Annotated in this window: 15 protein-coding genes and 1 tRNA gene; 5 read left to right on the forward strand and 11 right to left on the reverse strand. The window is 67.6% G+C overall.

From position 1 onward, the window contains the following. Positions 1-191 precede the first annotated feature (191 nt). Positions 192-2102, reverse strand: coding sequence for a penicillin-binding transpeptidase domain-containing protein (locus VG502_RS19515; protein WP_325551829.1), 1911 nt, complete (start codon positions 2100-2102; stop codon positions 192-194). Positions 2103-2171: 69 nt separating this feature from the next. Further along, the gene (locus VG502_RS19520) at positions 2172-3806 is read right to left on the reverse strand and encodes an LCP family protein (RefSeq protein ID WP_325551831.1); all 1635 of its coding nucleotides are present in this window, start codon (positions 3804-3806) and stop codon (positions 2172-2174) included. Between the two features lie 203 nt (positions 3807-4009). On the opposite strand from VG502_RS19520, the gene VG502_RS19525 reads away from it, so the two are divergent. Next, positions 4010-4100: transfer RNA gene (locus VG502_RS19525), tRNA-Ser, on the forward strand. Positions 4101-4317: 217 nt separating this feature from the next. Here the strand turns inward: VG502_RS19525 and VG502_RS19530 are convergent. From VG502_RS19530 to VG502_RS19540, 3 genes are read right to left on the reverse strand one after another with little or no spacing between them, the layout of a single operon-like run. Next, positions 4318-4770: a GtrA family protein gene (locus VG502_RS19530; protein ID WP_325551832.1), complete on the reverse strand. Its 453-nt coding sequence runs from the start codon at positions 4768-4770 to the stop codon at positions 4318-4320. Continuing rightward, a complete protein-coding gene (locus VG502_RS19535; protein WP_325551834.1) occupies positions 4767-6338 on the reverse strand; it encodes a HAMP domain-containing sensor histidine kinase in 1572 nt (523 codons plus the stop codon). Before VG502_RS19535 ends, VG502_RS19530 begins: the two co-directional genes overlap by 4 nt. 31 nt (positions 6339-6369) lie before the next feature. Then, entirely contained in the window at positions 6370-7092 is a 723-nt protein-coding gene (locus VG502_RS19540) for a response regulator transcription factor (protein WP_325551836.1), read from the reverse strand. Positions 7093-7507: 415 nt separating this feature from the next. Here VG502_RS19540 and VG502_RS19545 point away from each other — a divergent pair, with 415 nt between their 5' ends. After that, a complete protein-coding gene (locus VG502_RS19545; RefSeq protein WP_325551837.1) occupies positions 7508-8497 on the forward strand; it encodes a PQQ-dependent sugar dehydrogenase in 990 nt (329 codons plus the stop codon). Between the two features lie 3 nt (positions 8498-8500). Here the strand turns inward: VG502_RS19545 and VG502_RS19550 are convergent, their stop codons facing one another. The 3 genes from VG502_RS19550 to VG502_RS19560 all read right to left on the reverse strand — a co-directional run bounded on the left by VG502_RS19550 (position 8501) and on the right by VG502_RS19560 (position 12920). Beyond that, positions 8501-10228 carry a glycerol-3-phosphate dehydrogenase/oxidase gene (locus VG502_RS19550; RefSeq protein ID WP_325551838.1) on the reverse strand — a complete coding sequence of 576 codons (1728 nt, stop codon included), beginning with the start codon at positions 10226-10228 and terminating at the stop codon, positions 8501-8503. Positions 10229-10373: 145 nt separating this feature from the next. Beyond that, positions 10374-11891 (reverse strand): glycerol kinase GlpK, encoded by a 1518-nt coding sequence (gene glpK / locus VG502_RS19555; RefSeq protein WP_325551839.1) that lies wholly within the window; start codon positions 11889-11891, stop codon positions 10374-10376. A gap of 66 nt (positions 11892-11957) precedes the next feature. Then, positions 11958-12920: an MIP/aquaporin family protein gene (locus VG502_RS19560; protein WP_325551840.1), complete on the reverse strand. Its 963-nt coding sequence runs from the start codon at positions 12918-12920 to the stop codon at positions 11958-11960. Positions 12921-13098: 178 nt separating this feature from the next. Between VG502_RS19560 and VG502_RS19565 the strand changes: the two genes are divergently transcribed. The 3 genes from VG502_RS19565 (at position 13099) to VG502_RS19575 (ending at position 16084) form a co-directional block, all read left to right on the forward strand. Next, entirely contained in the window at positions 13099-13881 is a 783-nt protein-coding gene (locus VG502_RS19565) for an IclR family transcriptional regulator (RefSeq protein ID WP_325551841.1), read from the forward strand. A gap of 6 nt (positions 13882-13887) precedes the next feature. Beyond that, positions 13888-15390 (forward strand): glycerol kinase GlpK, encoded by a 1503-nt coding sequence (gene glpK / locus VG502_RS19570; protein WP_325551843.1) that lies wholly within the window; start codon positions 13888-13890, stop codon positions 15388-15390. A 130-nt stretch (positions 15391-15520) separates the two neighbouring features. Continuing rightward, positions 15521-16084: a GNAT family N-acetyltransferase gene (locus VG502_RS19575; protein WP_325551845.1), complete on the forward strand. Its 564-nt coding sequence runs from the start codon at positions 15521-15523 to the stop codon at positions 16082-16084. 17 nt (positions 16085-16101) lie between these two features. On the opposite strand, the gene VG502_RS19580 is transcribed toward VG502_RS19575, so the two are convergent. From VG502_RS19580 to VG502_RS19590, 3 genes are all read right to left on the reverse strand, one after another. Beyond that, a complete protein-coding gene (locus VG502_RS19580; RefSeq protein WP_325551846.1) occupies positions 16102-16974 on the reverse strand; it encodes a hypothetical protein in 873 nt (290 codons plus the stop codon). Continuing rightward, positions 16961-17476: an RNA polymerase sigma factor gene (locus VG502_RS19585; RefSeq protein WP_325551847.1), complete on the reverse strand. Its 516-nt coding sequence runs from the start codon at positions 17474-17476 to the stop codon at positions 16961-16963. The genes VG502_RS19580 and VG502_RS19585 overlap by 14 nt, the downstream gene beginning before the upstream one ends. Positions 17477-17774: 298 nt before the next feature. Further along, positions 17775-18416, reverse strand: coding sequence for a nucleoside/nucleotide kinase family protein (locus tag VG502_RS19590; RefSeq protein WP_325551849.1), 642 nt, complete (start codon positions 18414-18416; stop codon positions 17775-17777). Between the last annotated feature and the right edge of the window lie 30 nt (positions 18417-18446).

An 18446-nucleotide genomic window follows, 5' to 3' on the forward strand; every position in this document is an offset into this window, starting at 1 on the left:
ACTTCTCGAGGTAGCACCCCAGATTTAGCAGGATCCATGGCGGGCACAGAGCCCGACCAGCACAAGGCCCCGGCAGCGCAGCAGCGCTCGCCGGGGCTTCGTGTTCACCCCACGAAGTTCTCCCCCGCTCCGCTCCTCCGATACTTCGCGGGGACCCCGACTGTCACCCACGATGTTTCGTCCTCGCGCAGTCAGCTGTTCGCGAGGGTGGTGAGGAACTTCGCGGCGACCGGCGCCGCGGTGTCGCCGCCGCTCTTGCCCTTCGCGACGTCCTCGACGAGCACGCAGAATGCGGTGTCGCCCTGCCAGCCCGTCAGCCAGCCGTTGACACCGGTCTTACCACCCTCGGCCCACTCCGACGTGCCCGTCTTGGCGTAGACCGGACCACCCGGCACCTTCTTGACCGCCGTGGCGGTTCCATGGGTGACGGTGTTGCGCATCAGCTTCCGGAGCTCCTGAACCGCCTTCTTGTTCAACGGTTTTGCAGTCCGTGAGCCGCCGGGCGCGGGGGAGGTCACCAGTGCCGGCGGGATCATCGAGCCGCGCGCGACGGATCCGGACATCACGGCGACGGCGAGCGGCGAACCCTGCACACGACCCTGGCCGAAGACCGACACCGCCCGGTCGGTCGGGTTGCTCGCCGTCGGCACGTTGCCGGCGAAGACCCCGTCGACACCGACCTGCTTGCTCCAGTCGACGCCGAAGCCGAGCGCGTGCGCGGCCTGCTGCAGCTCGGTGTCGCTGAAGTCGGAGGAGGCCTTCACGAAGGCGGTGTTGCACGACTTCGCGAAGTCCTCGGTGAACTTCGGGTGCCCGGCCGTCTCGCCCTCGAAGTTGCCGATGCGGTAGCCGTTGACGAAGACCGACTGCGGGCACGGGACCACCTTGTTGGGGTCGAAGCCGTGCGTCAGCAGCGCGTAGGTCGTCGCGATCTTCATCTGCGAGCCCGGTGCGTAGCGTCCGGTCAGCGCGCGGTTGATGCCGTATGACGGCGAGTTGGCGACCGCACTCACGTTGCCGGTCTTGACGTTGACCGCCACGATCGCGGCGGGCTTGTCCTTCTGCGACTCCAGAGCCTTCTCGGCGGCGTTCTGCACCCGCGGGTCGAGGGTGACCGAGAGGTTCTTGCCGTTCTTGGCCTTGCTGCCGAAGAGCACCGTCGAGGTGTTGGACCGGGGCGTGATGGTGAAGCCGGGGGTGGAGCGCAGCGTCGCGTCATACTGCGCCTGCAGTCCGGAGAGCCCGGCGATCTGACCCGCGCGGTAGGTGTTGGGGTGCTTCTTGATCATCTCGGCGGTGACCGGGCCGACGCCGCCCAGCAGCGGTTGCGCGAAGGTGCGGGTCGCTGCGAGCGGCTGCTTGCGGCTGGTGACCACGACGCCGTCCAGGCCCTCGACGCCGTTCTGATAGATGATGTAGTCGTCCTGGCGATAGGTGATCACCGGGATGAGCGCCTGCGAATGAGCCTTCTTCGCCGCGTGCAACTTGTCGACCAGGCCGGTGATGTTCAGGACGTTCTGCAGTTGACCGATCGAGGCGTCGGTGCCCTTCGTCGGGTCGATCGAGATGTCATAGACCTTCTGGTTGATCATGATGCCGCTGTCACCCGCACCCCTGATCTCGCCGCGCAGGCCGTTCTCCTGGTGCACCAGGAACGCGTCGGACGCCTGCAGCTTCGGGTGCCACAGCGACGTCGACGAGTCGACCTTGACGCCCCACGACTGACCCTGCTTCGCCAGCGCGATCGGGTCGTCCCAGGTGAAGGTGCGCTTGTCGGCCAGCGTCCACGCGACGTGCAGGGTCGCGGTTGCGGTCTTGCCGTCGCGGTTGAACTTCGTGACGTCTACCTTGATCGGGCCCTTGCCCAGCGCTGCGGTCGTTGTTGCGAAGTTGTCGGCCGCGCCCTTCCCGCTGGTGCCGATGTACGTCGCCTCACCGAGCGTGCGGGCCGACCAGTCGTGCGCGAATTCGGTCGCCGCCGCCTTGGCCGCCGCATCCTGCTTGTTCACGCTGTCGGCCTGTTGCCAGTACATGTAGCCGCCGGCCCCGCCCGCGATGATCAGGGCTCCCGCGGTGACTCCCAACACAGTGCGTGAACTCATGGCACCATCCAACCCCATGGCATGAACGTGGCTGTGGGGCGGGAGTTGCGCACTGGAGAACCGACCCGGTCAGCAGGAGTCGGCGGTGTTGCTGATGGGGTTGGCCGTCGTACTGCTGGAGCTGCTCGAGGGAGTCGTCGACGAACTGGACGCTGCCTTCTTGCTCTTCTTCGGCGTCGGCGCCTTCTTGTTGTGCTTGGCGGTGACGGCCTTCTTCACCAGCGCGTGGATCTTGGTGTAGTCCGGGTTGCTGTTGCTCACCGGATTCGAGATGTCGACCGAGCGCATGTTGCCGCTCTTCATCTTCTGGGCAAGTTCCGCGAACGCCGGCAGGTCGTCCTGGCTGATGTCGATCCGGATGTTCTTGGCGGCGACCTGCATGATCGACGGGAACTTCTGGACCATCTGGAAGGGGTTCACCTGGGAGACGAGGCTGTTGATCATGCAGCGCTGGCGGCGCATGCGCTGGTCGTCCCCGCTTGCGACGCGGCTGCGCGAGTACCACAGCGCGTCATGGCCGTTCAGCTTCTGGTAGCCGGGCTTGATGTAGCCGGTGATCGAGCCGGGCTGGATCTGACCGTTGATGATGCGGCCACCGATCGGGATGCCCAGCTTCGGGTCGGTGTTCGAGTTGGGGTCCGGCTTCACGTTGACCCAGACACCGCCCATGGCGTTGACCAGTTGCTCGAAACCCTTGAGGTCGATGGTGGAGGTGTAGTCGATCTTCAGGCCGGTGATCCCGGTGACGGCGTCCCGGGTCGCGGTCATGCCCGGGTCGGGGTCGTCCGCGGGGAACAGGTCCTTGTGATCCTCGCCGGCCTGCCAGACGGCCTCCATCAGACCGGCGGCATTGTCGGTCTGGCCGGGGAGCTTGGTGAAGCCGTGAGGGTAGAGCTTGTGCAGCGGGTCGCTCTTGGGGAAGGGCGCGTGACCCATGTTGCGCGGCACGCTGATCAGAACGGTGTCACCGGTCTTGGTGTCGACGCTCGCCACGATCAACGAGTCCGGGCGCTGCTTGATGCGATCGGCGCCGGCGTCGGAGCCGAAGAGCAGGATGTTGACCCGCGGCACGTCGGCCCACGGGTTGCTTCCGCTGCCGGGTGTCGCAGCGTCGGAGTTGGTCGTGTAGCGGTCGTGGAAGATGTTGTTGAACGCGTTGCGGGTGATCCACACGTCGTGCGCGGCATACGCGGCAGGTGCGGCCACCACCAGGCACATCACGGTGGCGAAGATGCGGTGCATCCAGCGGGTCTGTTCTGGCCACCGCCGTCCCGTCGTCGTCATAGCGGTCAGCACGATGCCCGCGACCCAGAGCAGGCCGCCGCCGATCGTGCAGAAGAGCAGCAGCACCAGGCCCTTCTTGGTGAGCAACTGCGCGGCACCGTGGATGAGGCCGCCGCTGGAGACGATGATGCCGAAGCAGATCGCGCCGATCAGGGCCGCGCCGATCATGGCGAGACCGAGCATCTTGCGCCTGGTCCACAACAGGCCGAGGCCGGGCAACAGCACCGACAGGGCGGTCAGGCCCAGAGCGCGGCGGACATCACGTGCTCGGGCGACGCGCAGGTCCGCGCGCGAGCCGGAGGTCGGGCGTGCCGCGGCCTGACGACGCACGAGCTCTCGCCGGGTGGCGATGATGGTCTCGTCCGGGTCATGGTCCGGTACCGGACGTCGTCCACCGACGCCCCCGACGTTGCCCGTCATTCGCCTGCCTTCACCTGGAGTTCGTTACCGTTCTGTGATCGTTGTGGATGAACGAGTCTGACCGACGAATCGTGCCGATCACAAATCAGCCCCGTCACAGTAGACGCCGTACCTTTGTGCCAGGTTGTCGGTCGGGGTACCCGTTTTGAACTCGGGCATCCCTCTTGGGTAGCCTTGCCACGCTTCACCACACGTGAGGCACTGGAGGCGTCGCCTAGTCTGGTCTATGGCGCCCGCCTGCTAAGCGGGTTTGGGGATAAAACCCCATCGAGGGTTCAAATCCCTCCGCCTCCGCATCGACAAAGGGACGGCTGTCGCGAGCACGCTCGCGACAGCCGTCCCTTTGTCGATGTTGGAGGCGGAGCGATGCCGGGAGGAACGGCTCGGGCGCGAGGTACGAGCGCCCGACCGCGACGGCTCCCTCCGCCTCCGCGATCCGGCGAGTGACGGCTGAAACCGCGGTTGACGGTGCAGCAGCGGCGTCAATCGCCGTTTCGACCGTCAACGGGGATCAGGCTGAACGCTCTACTCGGGAATCACCAGCAGCGACAGCCGGTTTCGGTGCGAACCAGCGACGCAGCATGACGAAGCGAATGATCGTCGCCACGACGTTGCCGGCGAGCTGGACCACCGACTGCGCGGTGTGCGACGCGTCCGGATTGGCATGCAGGAGTAGGAACAACGCGAGTGCGGTCGCGGCCCACATGATCAGCCACAGCACGAGGCCCTGCAGTTGCGCGCGGCCGGCGCCCTCGCGGGAACGGACGCCGAAGGTGAAGCGGCGGTTGGCAGCGGTGTTGAGGATCGTCGTGATGATCAGCGACAGTGCGTTGGCCACCTGCGCGTTCATCGTCAGGTTGAGCACGTAGAAGAGCACGACGTTCGCGATGGTGCTCGCGATGCCGATGATCGCGAAGCTGCTCAGCTGGTGCTTCAGTCGGGTATGGCGGGGCGCACTCGTCATACCGGCACTCGCGGGTCGCGCGGCGCTGCCGGGCTCGGGGCGGCAGGACCGCGCGCGGACTGGCGGCGCGGCAACCAGATGGAGAACACCGTCTCGCCCGGTCGGGATGTCACGTCGACCTTCCCGTGGTGGGCAGCCACGACGGCCGACACGATGGACAGGCCGAGGCCGGTGGATCCCTCGGTGCGGGTCCGGGCGGCGTCGCCGCGGATGAACCGCTCGAAGATGCGCGGCACGAGTTCGGGGGCGATGCCGGGACCGTCGTCGCGGACCTGCAGCAGCACACCGTCGTCCTGTGGATGCACCGACATGACGACATGGGTGCCCGGGGGAGTGTGCTTGCGGGCGTTGCCGAGCAGGTTGATCAGGATCTGCCGGATCCGGGCTTCGTCGCCCTCGATCTCGACGCCTTCCTCGGGCAGGTCGAGACCCCAGACGTGGTCCGGGCCGGCCGCCCGGGCATCGCTGATGGTCTCGATCGCGACGATCGGCAACTCGACCGGTTCGACGTTGAGCGGCCGGCCGGAGTCCAGGCGGGCGAGCAGCAGCAGGTCCTCCACCAGCGTCGTCATCCGGTCGGCCTCGGACTCGATGCGGCCGAGCGCGTGCGTCACACCCTGCGGCACCGGCTGGGTCTCGCGACGGGACAGCTCGGCATACCCGCGGATCGAGGCCAGCGGAGTGCGCAACTCGTGCGAGGCGTCGGCGACGAACTGCCGCACCTGCATCTCGCTGGCCTGACGTGCGCTGAGCGCGTTGTAGACGTGGTCGAGCATGTCGTTCAGCGAAGCGCCGACCTGACCGACCTCGGTGCCCTCGTCGGTGTCGCGCGGCTCGACACGCTCCGGCATGACCACCTCACCGGAGGAGAGCGGCAGCTTCGAGACGCGGGTCGCCGTCGCGGCAACCCGGCGCAGCGGTTCCAGGTTGCGGCGGACGATGTATGTCGCAGCCAGCGCGACCAGGATCACGCCGGAGCCGCTGAGCAGGCCGATCGCAACGGCGGTCTTGACGACCGTCGACTGGTTCGGGCCCATCGGCAGGCCGATGATGGTCGTGACACTCGCGTTCCGAAGCGAAGGACCAATGCCCACACCGGCCTCGGAATTGACTGCGATCACTCGGTATCGGCCCAGGTAACTGCCCAATTCGACAGTTTGCGGCGCATCGCCGATGCCGGCCTTCTGCAGTATCGACACCTGCTTGTCACTCAGTGCGCGAGGGGTCTTGAAGCCGTAGACGTAGTTGTCCGTCTCGACTCCGGTGGTGCCGTCCTTGTAGCGCACTGCCAGCGGAGCGAGCTGCCCGCTCGAGGTCAGCAGCGTCACCCGGATCGACTCGCCGGCGACAGGCGGTGGCCCTCCGATCGTGTCGCTGTATTGACCGTTGAAACGTCGAGCGGACTGATAGAGCTGGGCGTCCATCTGCGACCGCAGGGTGCGGCTGAGCTGCCACACACTCAGCGCACCCACTGCGAGTGTGACGACGAGGAAGAGCAGCAACATCCACGCGACGAGCTTGGTGCGCAGGGTCCAGCGGCTGGGGCGCCAGGACGCGGTGGTGGTCATCGCAGAATTCCGGTCAGCCGTCGAGCCCTGCTCAACTGGCGGGTTTCAGGACGTAACCGGCGCCGCGCATGGTGTGGATCATCGGGCTGCGACCGGCGTCGATCTTCTTGCGCAGGTAGGAGATGTAGAGCTCGACGACATTGGCCTGGCCACCGAAGTCGTAGTGCCACACGCGGTCGAGGATCTGCGCCTTGGACAGCACCCGCTTCGGGTTGCGCATCAGGTAGCGCAACAACTCGAATTCCGTTGCGGTCAGGGAGATCTCGGTGTCACCGCGGAATACTTCGTGGCTGTCCTCGTCCAGTCGCAGGTCGCCCACGACGAGGGTCGAGGAGGAGTCCGCGGTCATCGCGACGGAGCGCCGCAGCAGGGCTCGCACCCGTGCGACGACCTCCTCCAGCGAGAAAGGCTTGGTGACGTAGTCGTCGCCGCCGGCGGTCAGCCCGGCCACCCGGTCCTCGACGGCGTCGCGTGCGGTCAGGAACAACACCGGCAGCGTCGGGTCCTCGTCGCGCAACCGGCGCAGCACTTCCATGCCGTCGAAGTCGGGCAGCATCATGTCGAGGACGACCGCATCGGGCCGGAACTCCTTGGCGGTGCGGACCGCGCTGGTGCCGGTGCCGGCACTCTTGATGTCCCAGCCCTCGTAGCGCAATGCCATCGAGAGGAGCTCGGTCAGGTTGCTCTCGTCATCGACGACGAGAACGCGCACGGGGGATCCGTCGGGTCGCTTGAGGCCAGATGTGTTGCTCATGGTGGTCCACCCTCTCCCCGCTGACTGTGCGCGGCCATGGCCAAGTCTATGTCCATGCTGTGCGAATCCTGTATGGCGTCACCCCACGAAGTTTCTCCCCCGCTCCGTCACCCCACGAAGTTCTCCCCCGCTCCGCTCCTCCGATACTTCGCGGGGCCCCGACACGCTCCTCCGAATACTTCGCGGGGACCCCGACCCTCTTCGTTTCCAGGCGCTTCGGATGGACCGTGCGGCACGATGGAGTCGGGTGGTGGTGGCGATGGGGCGGCAACCGGTGACGAGTCGGCGCGCGGTGTTGGCCGCGTGTGGTCTGTCGTCCCTCGCGGCTGCCTTGGGCGCGTGCACCTCGGAAAGCTCTGGCAGCGGGGGAGATTCAGCGCCTCACGACGGTGGATCGCCGACATCCCCATCGGGTGTGACCGACGTCGTCACGGGTCTCGCTGCGCCGTGGTCGGTGGTGTGGGTGGACGGCATACCCCTGATCAGCCAGCGGGACGACGCGCACATCCGCCAACTGGCCGACGGAGAGCTGAGGGACGTGCTCACCGTGCCCGGTGTGAAGCACGGTGGCGAAGGCGGCCTGCTCGGTATGGCGGTTCGCGACGGCTGGCTGGTCGTCTATTACACAGCCGACGATGACACCAACCACGTTGCGCGATACCCCTGCTCGGCCAGAGGTGGTCGGGTCCGATTGACGGGACGACAGCAGCTCCTGGACGGCATACCGGCCGGCGTGGTGCACAACGGCGGACGTGTGGAGTTCGGCCCCGACGGCAAGCTCTACGTCTCGACCGGTGACAGCACGAAGCGTGAATTGGCCCAGGACAGAGGGAGTTTGGCCGGCAAGATCCTGCGGATGGAGCCGGACGGTCGCGTGCCGGAGGACAATCCGTTCCCCAACAGTCGGGTGTGGTCGATGGGGCATCGGAACGTGCAGGGGATGGCGTGGGCCGCCGATCACACGATGTTCGCAGTGGAGTTCGGTGAGAACACGTGGGATGAGCTCAACGGCATCGTCCCGGGTGGCAACTACGGCTGGCCGCTCTATGAAGGCCGGTCGAAGACGGGTTTCGATACGTCGCTCGTCCCTCACGACACTCAACCCGCGAAGTACCGGAACCCGGTGCAGCAGTGGCCGACGTCCGAGGCCAGCCCGAGCGGTATGGCCATCCTCGGCGGCACGATCTACATCGCGGCGCTCGGCGGGCAACGGCTGATCACGGTGCCCGTCGCGCACCCGACCACGTCCAAGGAGTTCTTCGTGCGGACCTACGGGCGGCTGCGGGACGTGGTGGTGGCGCCGGACAAGTCCCTGTGGGTGCTGACCAACAACACCGACACCCGGGGCGACCCGCGACCCGGTGATGACCGGATCCTGCGGGTCGCCCCGGATGCCTTTCGCTGAGCGCTATTTGGTCGCGGTGACCCGTCGCAGGCCCTGACGCATCTCCGGGGCGCGCAGGCGTGCGGCGTCGCTCTCGGAGTCGGTGTCGAGTTCCTGTGAGGCGCGCTCGGCGGCGACGCGCTCGCGGTACGTCTCGATCTCGGTGCGCTTCTGCTCGTCGGTCCAGCCCAGCAGCGGAGCCATGATGTCGGCAGCCTCCTCGGCCGCGTCGACACCACGGTGCTTGGTCTCGATCGACATGCGGGTGCGGCGCGCGAGCACGTCGGCGAGATGCAGCGCGCCCTCGTGGGTGACGGCGTACTTCAGCTCGACCCGCAGGTAGGTCTCCGCGGACTTGACCGGCTCCAAAAGGGTTTGGTCCTCGGCCGTCAGCGCCAGGAGCTCGTCCAGTTTGGATCCGTACCGGTTGAGCAGGTGCTCGATCCGCCACGGCGGCAGGCCGGTCTGCTCGGACAACTCCCTGGTGAGGTTGACCATTGCGGCATACCCGTCGGCGCCGACCAGCGGCACCCGGTCGGTGACGGACTCCTTGATCTCGCCGAGGTCCTTGCCGGCGATGTCGATCGCATCCTTGGCCATCACCCGGTAGGTGGTGTATTTCCCACCGGCGATCGACACCAGTCCGGGTTGCGGCCGAGCCACGGCGTGCTCGCGGGACAGCTGGCTGGTGTCCTCGCTCTCACCCGCGAGCAGGGGGCGCAGTCCGGCATACACACCGAGGATGTCGTCCTTGGTGATCGGCGTTGCGAGCACCGAATTCGCGTGTTCCAGAAGGTATTCGATGTCCGACGCGGTCGCCGCGGGGTGCGCCAGATCGAGGGTCCAGTCGGTGTCGGTCGTGCCGATGAGCCATTGCTGGCCCCACGGTATGACGAACAGCACCGACTTCTCGGTGCGCAGGATCAGCCCGACCTCGCCGGCGATCCGGTCACGGGGGACCAGGATGTGCACGCCCTTGGAGGCGCGGACCCGGAACCGGCCGCGGCCGCCACTCATCCGCTGGACGTCGTCGGTCCAGACACCGGTCGCGTTGACCACGACCTTCGCGCGGACCGTGACCCGCTCGTCGGTCTCCACGTCCCGGACGACAGCGCCGACCACGCGGTCGGCCTCCCGGACGATCTCGACGACCTCGGTCGAGCTGCGGACCACTGCGCCGTAGTGCGCGGCGGTGCGCGCAACGGTCATGGTGTGCCGTGCGTCGTCGGCCTGTGCGTCGTAGTAGCGGACCGCGCCGACCAGCGAGTCCGACTTCAGGCTCGGGAAGAGTTTCAGCGCACCGCCACGCGTGAGGTGCTTCTGACGAGGCACCGACCGGGCGCCGCCCATCTGGTCGTACATCGCCAAACCCGTTGCGACATAAGGACGTTCCCAGCCGCGGTGTGAGAGCGGGTAGAGGAACGAGACCGGGTGCACCAGGTGCGGCGCGATGGTGGTCAGCATGAGTTCGCGCTCGCGCAACGCTTCGGCGACGAGGCCGAAATTCATCTGCTCGAGGTAGCGCAGCCCGCCGTGGAAGAGCTTGCTGCTGCGCGAGGACGTGCCACTGGCGAAGTCGCGGGATTCGACCAGCGCGGTGCGCAGTCCGCGGGTCGCGGCATCGAGCGCGGCGCCGGAACCGGTGACTCCTCCGCCGATGACGAGGACGTCGAATTCGAGCTCCTGCAGGTCTTTCCACGCCTGCACGCGCTCTTCGGGCCCGAGTCGGGCGCTGTTGGGCTGCATCACCATGAAAGTTCCTCCTGGCCGCCGGCGGTCTGAGGACAACCGGTGCCTTCCAGCTTAGGTAAGAGCGGGGCGCGGACATCGCGCGGCCGGTTCGTGCCGGTGGTTGCCGGGCACGATCCGACCGCGCGATGGCGGATCGTCGTCGGTCTCACTCGACGTCGACCCAGTCGAGCGTCCGCTTGACGGCCTTCTGCCAGCCGGCATACCCGGTGGACCGCTGCTCGTCGTTCCATTCCGGCGACCAGCGCTTGTCCTCGTTCCAGTTGGCGCGCAGCTCGTCGGTGTTGTTCCAGAAGCCGGTCGCCAGCCCCGCTGCGTATGCCGCACCCAGCGCGGTCGTCTCCGCGACGACCGGCCGGGAGACGGGGACGCCGAGGATGTCGGCCTGCAACTGCATGCACAGGCTGTTGGCGGTGACGCCGCCGTCGACCTTGAGCACGTCGAGCTTCACGCCGGAGTCCTTCTCCATCGCGTCGGCGACGTCCTTGCTCTGGTAACAAATGGATTCCAGCGTCGCCCGGGCCAGGTGTGCGTTGGTGTTGAAGCGCGACATACCGACGATCGCGCCGCGGGCGTCCGAGCGCCAGTAGGGGGCGAACAGTCCGGAGAACGCGGGCACGAAGTACATGCCGCCGGTGTCCTTCACCTGCCGGGCGAGCTGCTCGGTCTCGGCGGCACCGGAGATGATGCCGAGCTGGTCGCGCAGCCACTGGACGGCGCTACCGGTGACCGCGATCGAGCCTTCGAGTGCGTAGACAGCGGGGCTGTCGCCGAACTTGTAGGCGGGCGTGGTCAGCAGCCCGCTCTTGCTGCGGACGATCTCCTCGCCGGTGTTCATCAGCAGGAAGTTGCCGGTGCCGTAGGTGTTCTTCGCCTCGCCGGCCGCGAAACACACCTGCCCGACCGTGGCGGCCTGCTGGTCGCCGAGGTCGCCGGCGAGTGGCACCTCGCCACCGATCGGGCCGCTGCGCAGCGTCGTGCCGTAGAAGTTCGGGTCCGAGCTGGGCCTGATCTCCGGCAGCATCGAGCGGGGTATGTCGAAGAACGACAACAGCTCGTCGTCCCAGTCCAGCGTCTCCAGGTTCATCAGCATCGTGCGGCTGGCGTTGGTCACGTCGGTGACGTGGACGCCACCATCGGTGCCGCCGGTGAGGTTCCAGAGCACCCAGCTGTCGGTGTTGCCGAAGATCGCGTCGCCGTTCTGCGCCGCTTCCCGGAGCCCGTTGACGTTCTCGAGCATCCACTGGATCTTGCCGGCCGAGAAGTACGTCGCCGGCGGGATGCCGGCCTTCTGGCGGATGACGTCACCCTTGCCGTCCCGCTCGAGAGCGGAGGCGATCCGGTCGGTGCGGGTGTCCTGCCACACGATCGCGTTGTAGTAGGGACGCCCGGTCTTCTTGTTCCAGACGACGGTGGTCTCGCGCTGGTTGGTGATGCCGATGGAGTCCAGATCGCTGGCCTGCAGGTTGGCGTTCGCCAACGCGCTACCCATGACGGTCCGGGTCCGGTCGATGATCTCCAGCGGGCTGTGCTCGACCCAGCCGGCCTGCGGCATGATCTGCTCGTGCTCGAGCTGACGCTTGGCGATCTCGTTGCCGCCGTGGTCGAAGATCATGAATCGGGTGCTGGTCGTGCCCTGATCAAGGGCGCCTACGAAATCAGGCATGTTGTCTCCTGCAGTAGTGAAAAGTCTTGGTGCTGTGAGGTGTTGGGCGTCGACGCCGGTCGTCGCTCAGTCCAGGTCGTCGTCGTTCTCGGGCACCTGCTCGGGTGCCTCCTCCGGTGCGCCCACCGCGGCTCGGGCATCCAGTGCCTTGCCGATGAACAGGTCGTAGACGACGATGCCGACGACACCACCGATCAGTGGGCCGACTATCGGTACCCACATGTAGCCGCTGAAACCGCCTGGCCCGTGGACTGTTCCGGGTAGTGCCAACTCGCCGAAGCCGGCGAAGTAGGCCAGGATGCGCGGGCCGAGGTCACGTGCGGGGTTGATCGCGTACCCGGCGTTGGCGCCGAAGCTCATACCGATGGCGGCGACCGAGAAGCCGATGATCAGCGGGGCGAGGTTCGCCTTGACGATGGTGTTGCGGGCGTCCACGACTGCCGCGATGCACAGCAGCAACAACGCGGTGCCGATGATCTGGTCGAGCAGCGGCCCCCACATGGAGCCGTTGAACGCCGGCGACGGGAAGGTCGCGAAGATCGAGAACGTCGCATTCGTGTGACCGCTGACCAGCGTTGCGCCGCCCTTGGCCGCGGCGTGGTCGTAGGCGTTGATCGAGTCGTGGTAGTTCCACCAGACCAGGGCAGCGCCGACGAAGGCTCCGACCAGCTGGCTGATCCAGTAGGGGGCGACCTTGCGCCAGGGGAACTTGCGTCGTACGGCGAACGCGAGTGTGACGGCCGGATTCAGGTGCGCGCCGGTGACGCCACCGGCGATGTAGACGCCGAAGCAGACCGCGAACGCCCAACCCCAGGTGATGAGCAACCAGTCGCCGGAGGCGAGGAAGATCGTGGTGGCGTTCTCGGCGCGGCCCGAGCCGGGCAGGGCTGCGACAGCCATCGCGACGACGCCGTCGCCGAAGAGGATCAGCACGCAGGTGCCGAGGAACTCGGCCGCGCACTCACCCCATATCCCGCCCATCTGCTTGAGTCCGAAGCCGTGCTTCATCGGTGCGGTGACGGCGCTCATGGTGTCTTCACCTCATGTCGTGGAAAAGCTGGATTCTTCATGGCATGCGTACCTCTCCCAGGCGTGTGAGCCGCATCACAAATGCGCGGCGCATCGTCAAGGTAGAGCCGTTGTGGACAGAGGGGGTTCGAGCCGTTTGACATTGTCGAAGGCACCCCGTCGATTACCCTCGGGATGTATGCCGGGGAGTGTGCAATCGGTCGAACGAGCGGCGGCGATCATGCGACTGCTCGCCGGTGGTTTTGGGCGCCCGCTGGGGGAGCTCGCGGGAGCCCTGGGACTCAGCAAGAGCACCGTGCACGGCATCGTGCGGACGCTGGTCGAAGTCGGTTTCGTCGAGCAGGACCCGGGCAACGGCGACTATCTGCTGGCGGGCGACGTGCTGGCCGCACGCCTGAAACCGATGGATATCAACGAGATGCGCTCCCGCGCGACGAACTGGGTGGATGCGCTGGCCGCGCGGACCCGCCTGTCCGCGCGGCTCGTCGTACTGCCCGACGCACCGCCGGCAGAGATCACGGCAGGAGTCACCGCTCACCACGTATTCAGCGCCTCACCCGCACCGCAGCGGGTGGAGATCGGTGACCGGGTGGACCTCGCGGCGACCGCCGAGGGCAAGGTGCTGCTGGCGCTCAGCCCGATCGGCGCCCAGCTGCTCGAGGACCTGCTCCTCGATACCGATGCGGCGCGTGCGAACCCGACGGTCGGCGGGTTGCGCGAGGAGGTCGCGGTTGCGCGGCGGCGTGGTTCGGCGATCCACATCGCCGGTTCCCGCGGTGACGTCGCTGGGCTCGCGGTACCCGTCCGGAGCCACGGCGGGATGGTGGTCGCGGCGCTCGGGATCCGTGGGACGGTGGCGCAGGTGCTCACGCCCTCGCGGGAGGCCCGTGACGACGTGCTGTCGTCGTTGCATGAAGCCGCCCGCGGTACCAGCCACGCCCTCATGTCGAAGCGCTGGTAGTCAGCCATGTCCGCGCGGTACGTCCTCAGCATCGACCAGGGCACCACCTCGACCCGGGCGATGCTCTTCGACCAGCACGGGCGGCTCGCCGGCATGGGTCAGCGCGAGCACCGGCAGATCTTCCCGCACCCGGGCTGGGTCGAGCACGACGCCGCCGAGATCTGGCACAACACGCGTCGCGTCATACCCGAGGCGCTCGCGGACCTCGGCATCTCGGTCTCGGACGTGGCCGCGGTCGGCATCGCCAACCAGCGCGAGACGTTCGTCCTGTGGGAGCGCGGGACCGGCCGGCCGGTGTGTCCGGCGATCGTCTGGCAGGACACCCGCACTCGCGCGATCGCCGATCGGCTGCTCGACGACCCCGGTGCGGATTTCTTCCGGAAGCGGGCCGGGATCCCGCCGGCGTCATACTTCACGGCGCCGCGGCTGTCCTGGCTGATGGACAGCCGTCCCGGACTTCGGGACCGCGCGCGCAGCGGCGATCTGCTGCTCGGGACGATGGAAACCTGGCTGATCTGGAACCTCACCGGCGGCCCGGACGGCGGCATACACGTCACCGACGTGACCAACGCGAGTCGGACGCTGTTGATGAATCTTGAGTCGTTGCAGTGGGATCCGGACCTGTTGGAGTTCTTCGACGTGCCCGAGGCGATCCTGCCGCGGATCGTGCCGTCGTCCGCCGTCGTGGGCACGGCCACCGGTGCGCTGGCCGGTGTCCCTGTCGCTGCTGCCGTCGGCGACCAGCAGGGTGCGCTGTTCGGCCAAACCTGTTTCGAGGCAGGCGAGGTCAAGTGCACCTACGGCACCGGTGCGTTCCTGTTGATGAACACCGGCGACGAGATCGTGCACTCCACGCACGGGATGCTGCCGACCGTCGCCTACCAGCTGGCCGACGGCTCGAAGGCATACGCGCTCGAGGGTTCCATCGCCGTCGCGGGCGGACTCGTGCAGTGGGTTCGCGACGGGCTCGGCCTGATCAAGACAGCGCCGGAGATCGAGACACTTGCCCGCACTGTGGACGACAGCGGCGGGTGTGTCGTGGTGCCGGCATTCACCGGATTGTTCTCTCCTTATTGGTCATCCGGCTCTCGCGGTGTCATCTCCGGGCTGACCAGTTTCGTCACGGCCGGGCACCTGGCACGTGCGGTGCTCGAATCGTGCGCGTGGCAGACCAGCGACGTCGTCGAAGCCATGGCGGCCGACGCCGGCGTGCCGCTGAAGTCGCTGCGCGTCGACGGCGGTATGACGGCCAACCACCTCATGATGCAGATGGTCGCCGACGTCCTCGACGTGTCGGTCGTGCGGCCGACGATCAGTGAGACCGTCAGCCTCGGCGCGGCATACCTTGCGGGGCTCGCCGTGGACTACTGGTCGGACATCAGGGTGTTGCGCCGCAACTGGCACCGCGCCGGGCAGTGGGATCCGCAGATCAGTCCGCAGTTGCGCGAGGAGCAGCATGCCGCGTGGCGGTCCGGGATCGGCCGGACGCTCGGGGCGGATCGAGACTGACGCGTTAGCTGTTGATGTTCGCGGCGCGGGCCATCATCGGCCCAGGGTTGAGTTGGTAGGTCGCTATCGTTCGATCGATTGCGCGACAAACCTGTTGACGTCATACGGGCGGATGCGTGACGGTTCCCAGGTGTTGATCCGACCAGAGCAGCCCGGCGACATCGAAGCGATCCGGGCAGTGACAGCAGCCGCGTTCCGTGGCGCCGCGCACAGCGCGCCGCCCGTCGAGCCCGGCGGTGATCCCGGCGAGGCGACGCTCGTGTCGTGGCTGCGCGACGACCCCAGCTGGATCCCCGAGCTGTCACTGGTCGCGACCGAGGACGACGCAGTGATCGGCCACATCGTCTGCACGCGCGCCCACGTCGACGACCAGAGCATCGACGACCGGAGCAAGTACGACCGGGGCGCGCTCGGGCTCGGCCCGCTCAGTGTCAGCCCCCAGCGACAGGGGACCGGCATCGGCTCCGCGCTGGTGCAGGCGGTCCTCGCCGCAGCCGACGCCAGGGGCGAGAGTCTCGTGGCACTGCTCGGCGAGCCGGCCTACTACGGCCGCTTCGGTTTCGTGCCGGCACGCGACGTCGGGATCGTCGCGCCCGACGTGTCGTGGGGCGACTACTTCCAGGTCCGCACCCTCAGCCGGTATGACGGCCGGACCGGCCAATTCCGTTACGCCACACCGTTCGACAAGTTCTGAGCGATCGGCGCCGGCGCTCACCAGGTGACGGTGAAGCTGCCCTTGTCGGTGATCGCGCTGACCGTGTATGACGTTCCCGGGTAGCTCCAGCCGGAGCCGTTCTCGACCCAGCCCTCGCCCGGCAGAGCCTGGCGCCAGTAGGCCTCGATGTCGGTCGGCAGGTACGTGATCCGCACGGTCAGGCTGTTGCCGCCCTCCGCGGTGCGCTTCCAGGTGGTGTCCGACGGCATCGACAGCATCCGGGTCGTGCCATCGGACGGGTCCTCGAGCGGCACCGCGCCGGTGTATTCCTGATCGCCGAGCGGGCGCGACTGGGGCAGGCTCGACGACATCTCAGGCGGCCGGCTGGCGGTCGCCGACAGGTTCGGCGAGTTCGAGCTGGTCAGCGCGGACGCGGAGCGCGGCGGTGCGGAGGACTTCGTGCTCGAGGACGACTTCGCCCCGGTCGTCGGTGCCGTCGAGCTTCGGGTGCTGGCCGCGGACGACGGGAGTGTGGTGTTGCGACCGTTGCTGGGTGTGGCGGGCTCATTGAGCGCCGACGGCCCCGACGCGGTGGTCGGCTTCTCGGTGCTTCGGGTGGTGCTGGGCGTTGTGCTGGCCGAGCTCGTGGTCATCGCCGGCGGCAGGCCGTTGACAACCTCGTGCTTCCCGCCGTCGTGCAGCCCGAGCACGGTGACCACGACGATCGCGGCAGCGGCAGCAGCCGCACCGATCCCGGCGAAGATCCGCGTCGCGGTGCTGGTTCGGCGCCGCTGGCTCAAGACTGCCGCGACCTCGTCCTCGCGGTCGCGGTCCAGGTCGGCGTCGGAGATCTGCAGGGCCTTCGCGGCGAACGCGTCACGCAGGCGGCGCTCCAGGTCCTCCTGGTCGTGCTGCTCAGACGGATTCATCGGGTGCGCCTCCTTGCATGATCTTGTTGAGCGTGGCCATCGCCCGGCTTGCTTGTGATTTCACGGTTCCCTTGCTGATGCCGAGTGCGTCGGCGATCTCCGCCTCCGACATGTCCGACCAGTAGCGGAGCACGAGCACCTCGCGCTGCCGGGTCGGCAACTGGTCGACCGCACGCAGCACCTCCCGGTGTTCCTCGGCGAGGATCACGTCGGCGTCGGCCGGTGGCGCGATCTCCGGCTCGGCGACCTTCAGATGGGCACGGACCGTGCGGCGCCGGCGCAGCATCGACCGGGACTGGTTGACGACCGCCTGTCGTAGATAACCGACCGCGGCCCGGGAGTCTCGCAGCGCGGCACGGTTGCGGTGCATCCCGAGGAACGCCTCCTGCACCACGTCCTCGGCACTGGCCGTGTCGTCCACCAGCAGCCGCGCCAGGCGCACCATCTGCAGGTGGTGCGTGCGGTAGAGCTCGGCCAGATCGACCGAGTCATCCGCGGTCATCGGCTCGAGGTCAGGGAGCGAGCCACGGTCATGGACCCGACCTCCCAAGCGATACGGCCTTTCGGCATACACGGCGGGCACGGTGAGCGTCATGACACCCCGACCCCTCGCCCAGACCCTAACGAGTCGTCGCTGTGGAAGGGAACGCCGCATCGCGGCAGGCCGGGAACCGGCTGCCGTCCAGCGATCATCGCGTTGCACCTCACGGTGGGTAGACGCACAACCGACGTCCAGGTTGCCTCCGTACGCGCCGTGACACACCGCGAGCACGTGGGATCCGTCACAGGCTCCCGGCGCCTCACGGCATCAGGAGTATGGCGCCCGCCCGTTCCCGCGTCGACCGCACCAGCTCGGCATTGCGCTCGTCGGAGCCCAGCGCACGCTCGGTCGCTTCGGAGGTGCTGCGGCCGTAGCTGCGGTGCCGCTCGATCAGCCGCTCCCGGCGGAGCTCGTCGGGGGTTTCGACATACCAGATGGCATCGAGCAGCCCGCGCAGTTCGCACCAGGGTGAGTCCGGCAGCAGCAGGTAGTTGCCCTCGGTGAGCACGACCTGCGTGTCCGGCGCGACCGCGATCGCGCCGGCGATCGGTTCCTCGAGCGACCGGTCGAAGGCCGGCGCCCACACGGTGCGGTTGCGCTCCCGGCGGATGCGGGCGAGCAGTTCGACATACCCGAGGGCATCGAAGGTCTGCGGCGCTCCCTTGACCGGTGCCCAGCCGCGCTCGTCGAGCACGGCCTGTGCCAGGTGGAACCCGTCCATCGGCACGACCACGGTGCGCAGGCCGCGCTCGATGCAGCCGCGGGCCAGCTGCTCGGCAACGGTCGATTTCCCTGTGGCGGGCGGGCCGGTCAGGCCGATGATGACCCGGTCGTTCGCGGTGGCGATATCGGCGAGCAGGTCCACGGCGGCCGCCGCGTCGAGGGTGGGTCCGGAGGTCACCTGCGAGACTTTGCGGCATTCCGGGACTTT

Origin of the sequence: Flexivirga sp. (genome assembly GCF_035551235.1) — a bacterium.
Classification (GTDB): Bacteria; Actinomycetota; Actinomycetes; order Actinomycetales; family Dermatophilaceae; genus Flexivirga.

Bases quoted from the DNA above. Each gene is read 5' to 3' on its own strand.
- VG502_RS19585 (WP_325551847.1), bottom strand. From the start codon at position 17,476: ATGACCGCGGATGACTCGGTCGATCTGGCCGAGCTCTACCGCACGCAC.
- VG502_RS19565 (WP_325551841.1), top strand. From the start codon at position 13,099: ATGCCGGGGAGTGTGCAATCGGTCGAACGAGCGGCGGCGATCATGCGA.
- glpK (WP_325551843.1), top strand. From the start codon at position 13,888: ATGTCCGCGCGGTACGTCCTCAGCATCGACCAGGGCACCACCTCGACC.
- VG502_RS19530 (WP_325551832.1), bottom strand. From the start codon at position 4,770: ATGACGAGTGCGCCCCGCCATACCCGACTGAAGCACCAGCTGAGCAGC.
- glpK (WP_325551839.1), bottom strand. From the start codon at position 11,891: ATGCCTGATTTCGTAGGCGCCCTTGATCAGGGCACGACCAGCACCCGA.
- VG502_RS19560 (WP_325551840.1), bottom strand. From the start codon at position 12,920: ATGAGCGCCGTCACCGCACCGATGAAGCACGGCTTCGGACTCAAGCAG.
- VG502_RS19550 (WP_325551838.1), bottom strand. From the start codon at position 10,228: ATGGTGATGCAGCCCAACAGCGCCCGACTCGGGCCCGAAGAGCGCGTG.
- VG502_RS19580 (WP_325551846.1), bottom strand. From the start codon at position 16,974: ATGAATCCGTCTGAGCAGCACGACCAGGAGGACCTGGAGCGCCGCCTG.
- VG502_RS19535 (WP_325551834.1), bottom strand. From the start codon at position 6,338: ATGACCACCACCGCGTCCTGGCGCCCCAGCCGCTGGACCCTGCGCACC.
- VG502_RS19515 (WP_325551829.1), bottom strand. From the start codon at position 2,102: ATGAGTTCACGCACTGTGTTGGGAGTCACCGCGGGAGCCCTGATCATC.
- VG502_RS19520 (WP_325551831.1), bottom strand. From the start codon at position 3,806: ATGACGGGCAACGTCGGGGGCGTCGGTGGACGACGTCCGGTACCGGAC.
- VG502_RS19540 (WP_325551836.1), bottom strand. From the start codon at position 7,092: ATGAGCAACACATCTGGCCTCAAGCGACCCGACGGATCCCCCGTGCGC.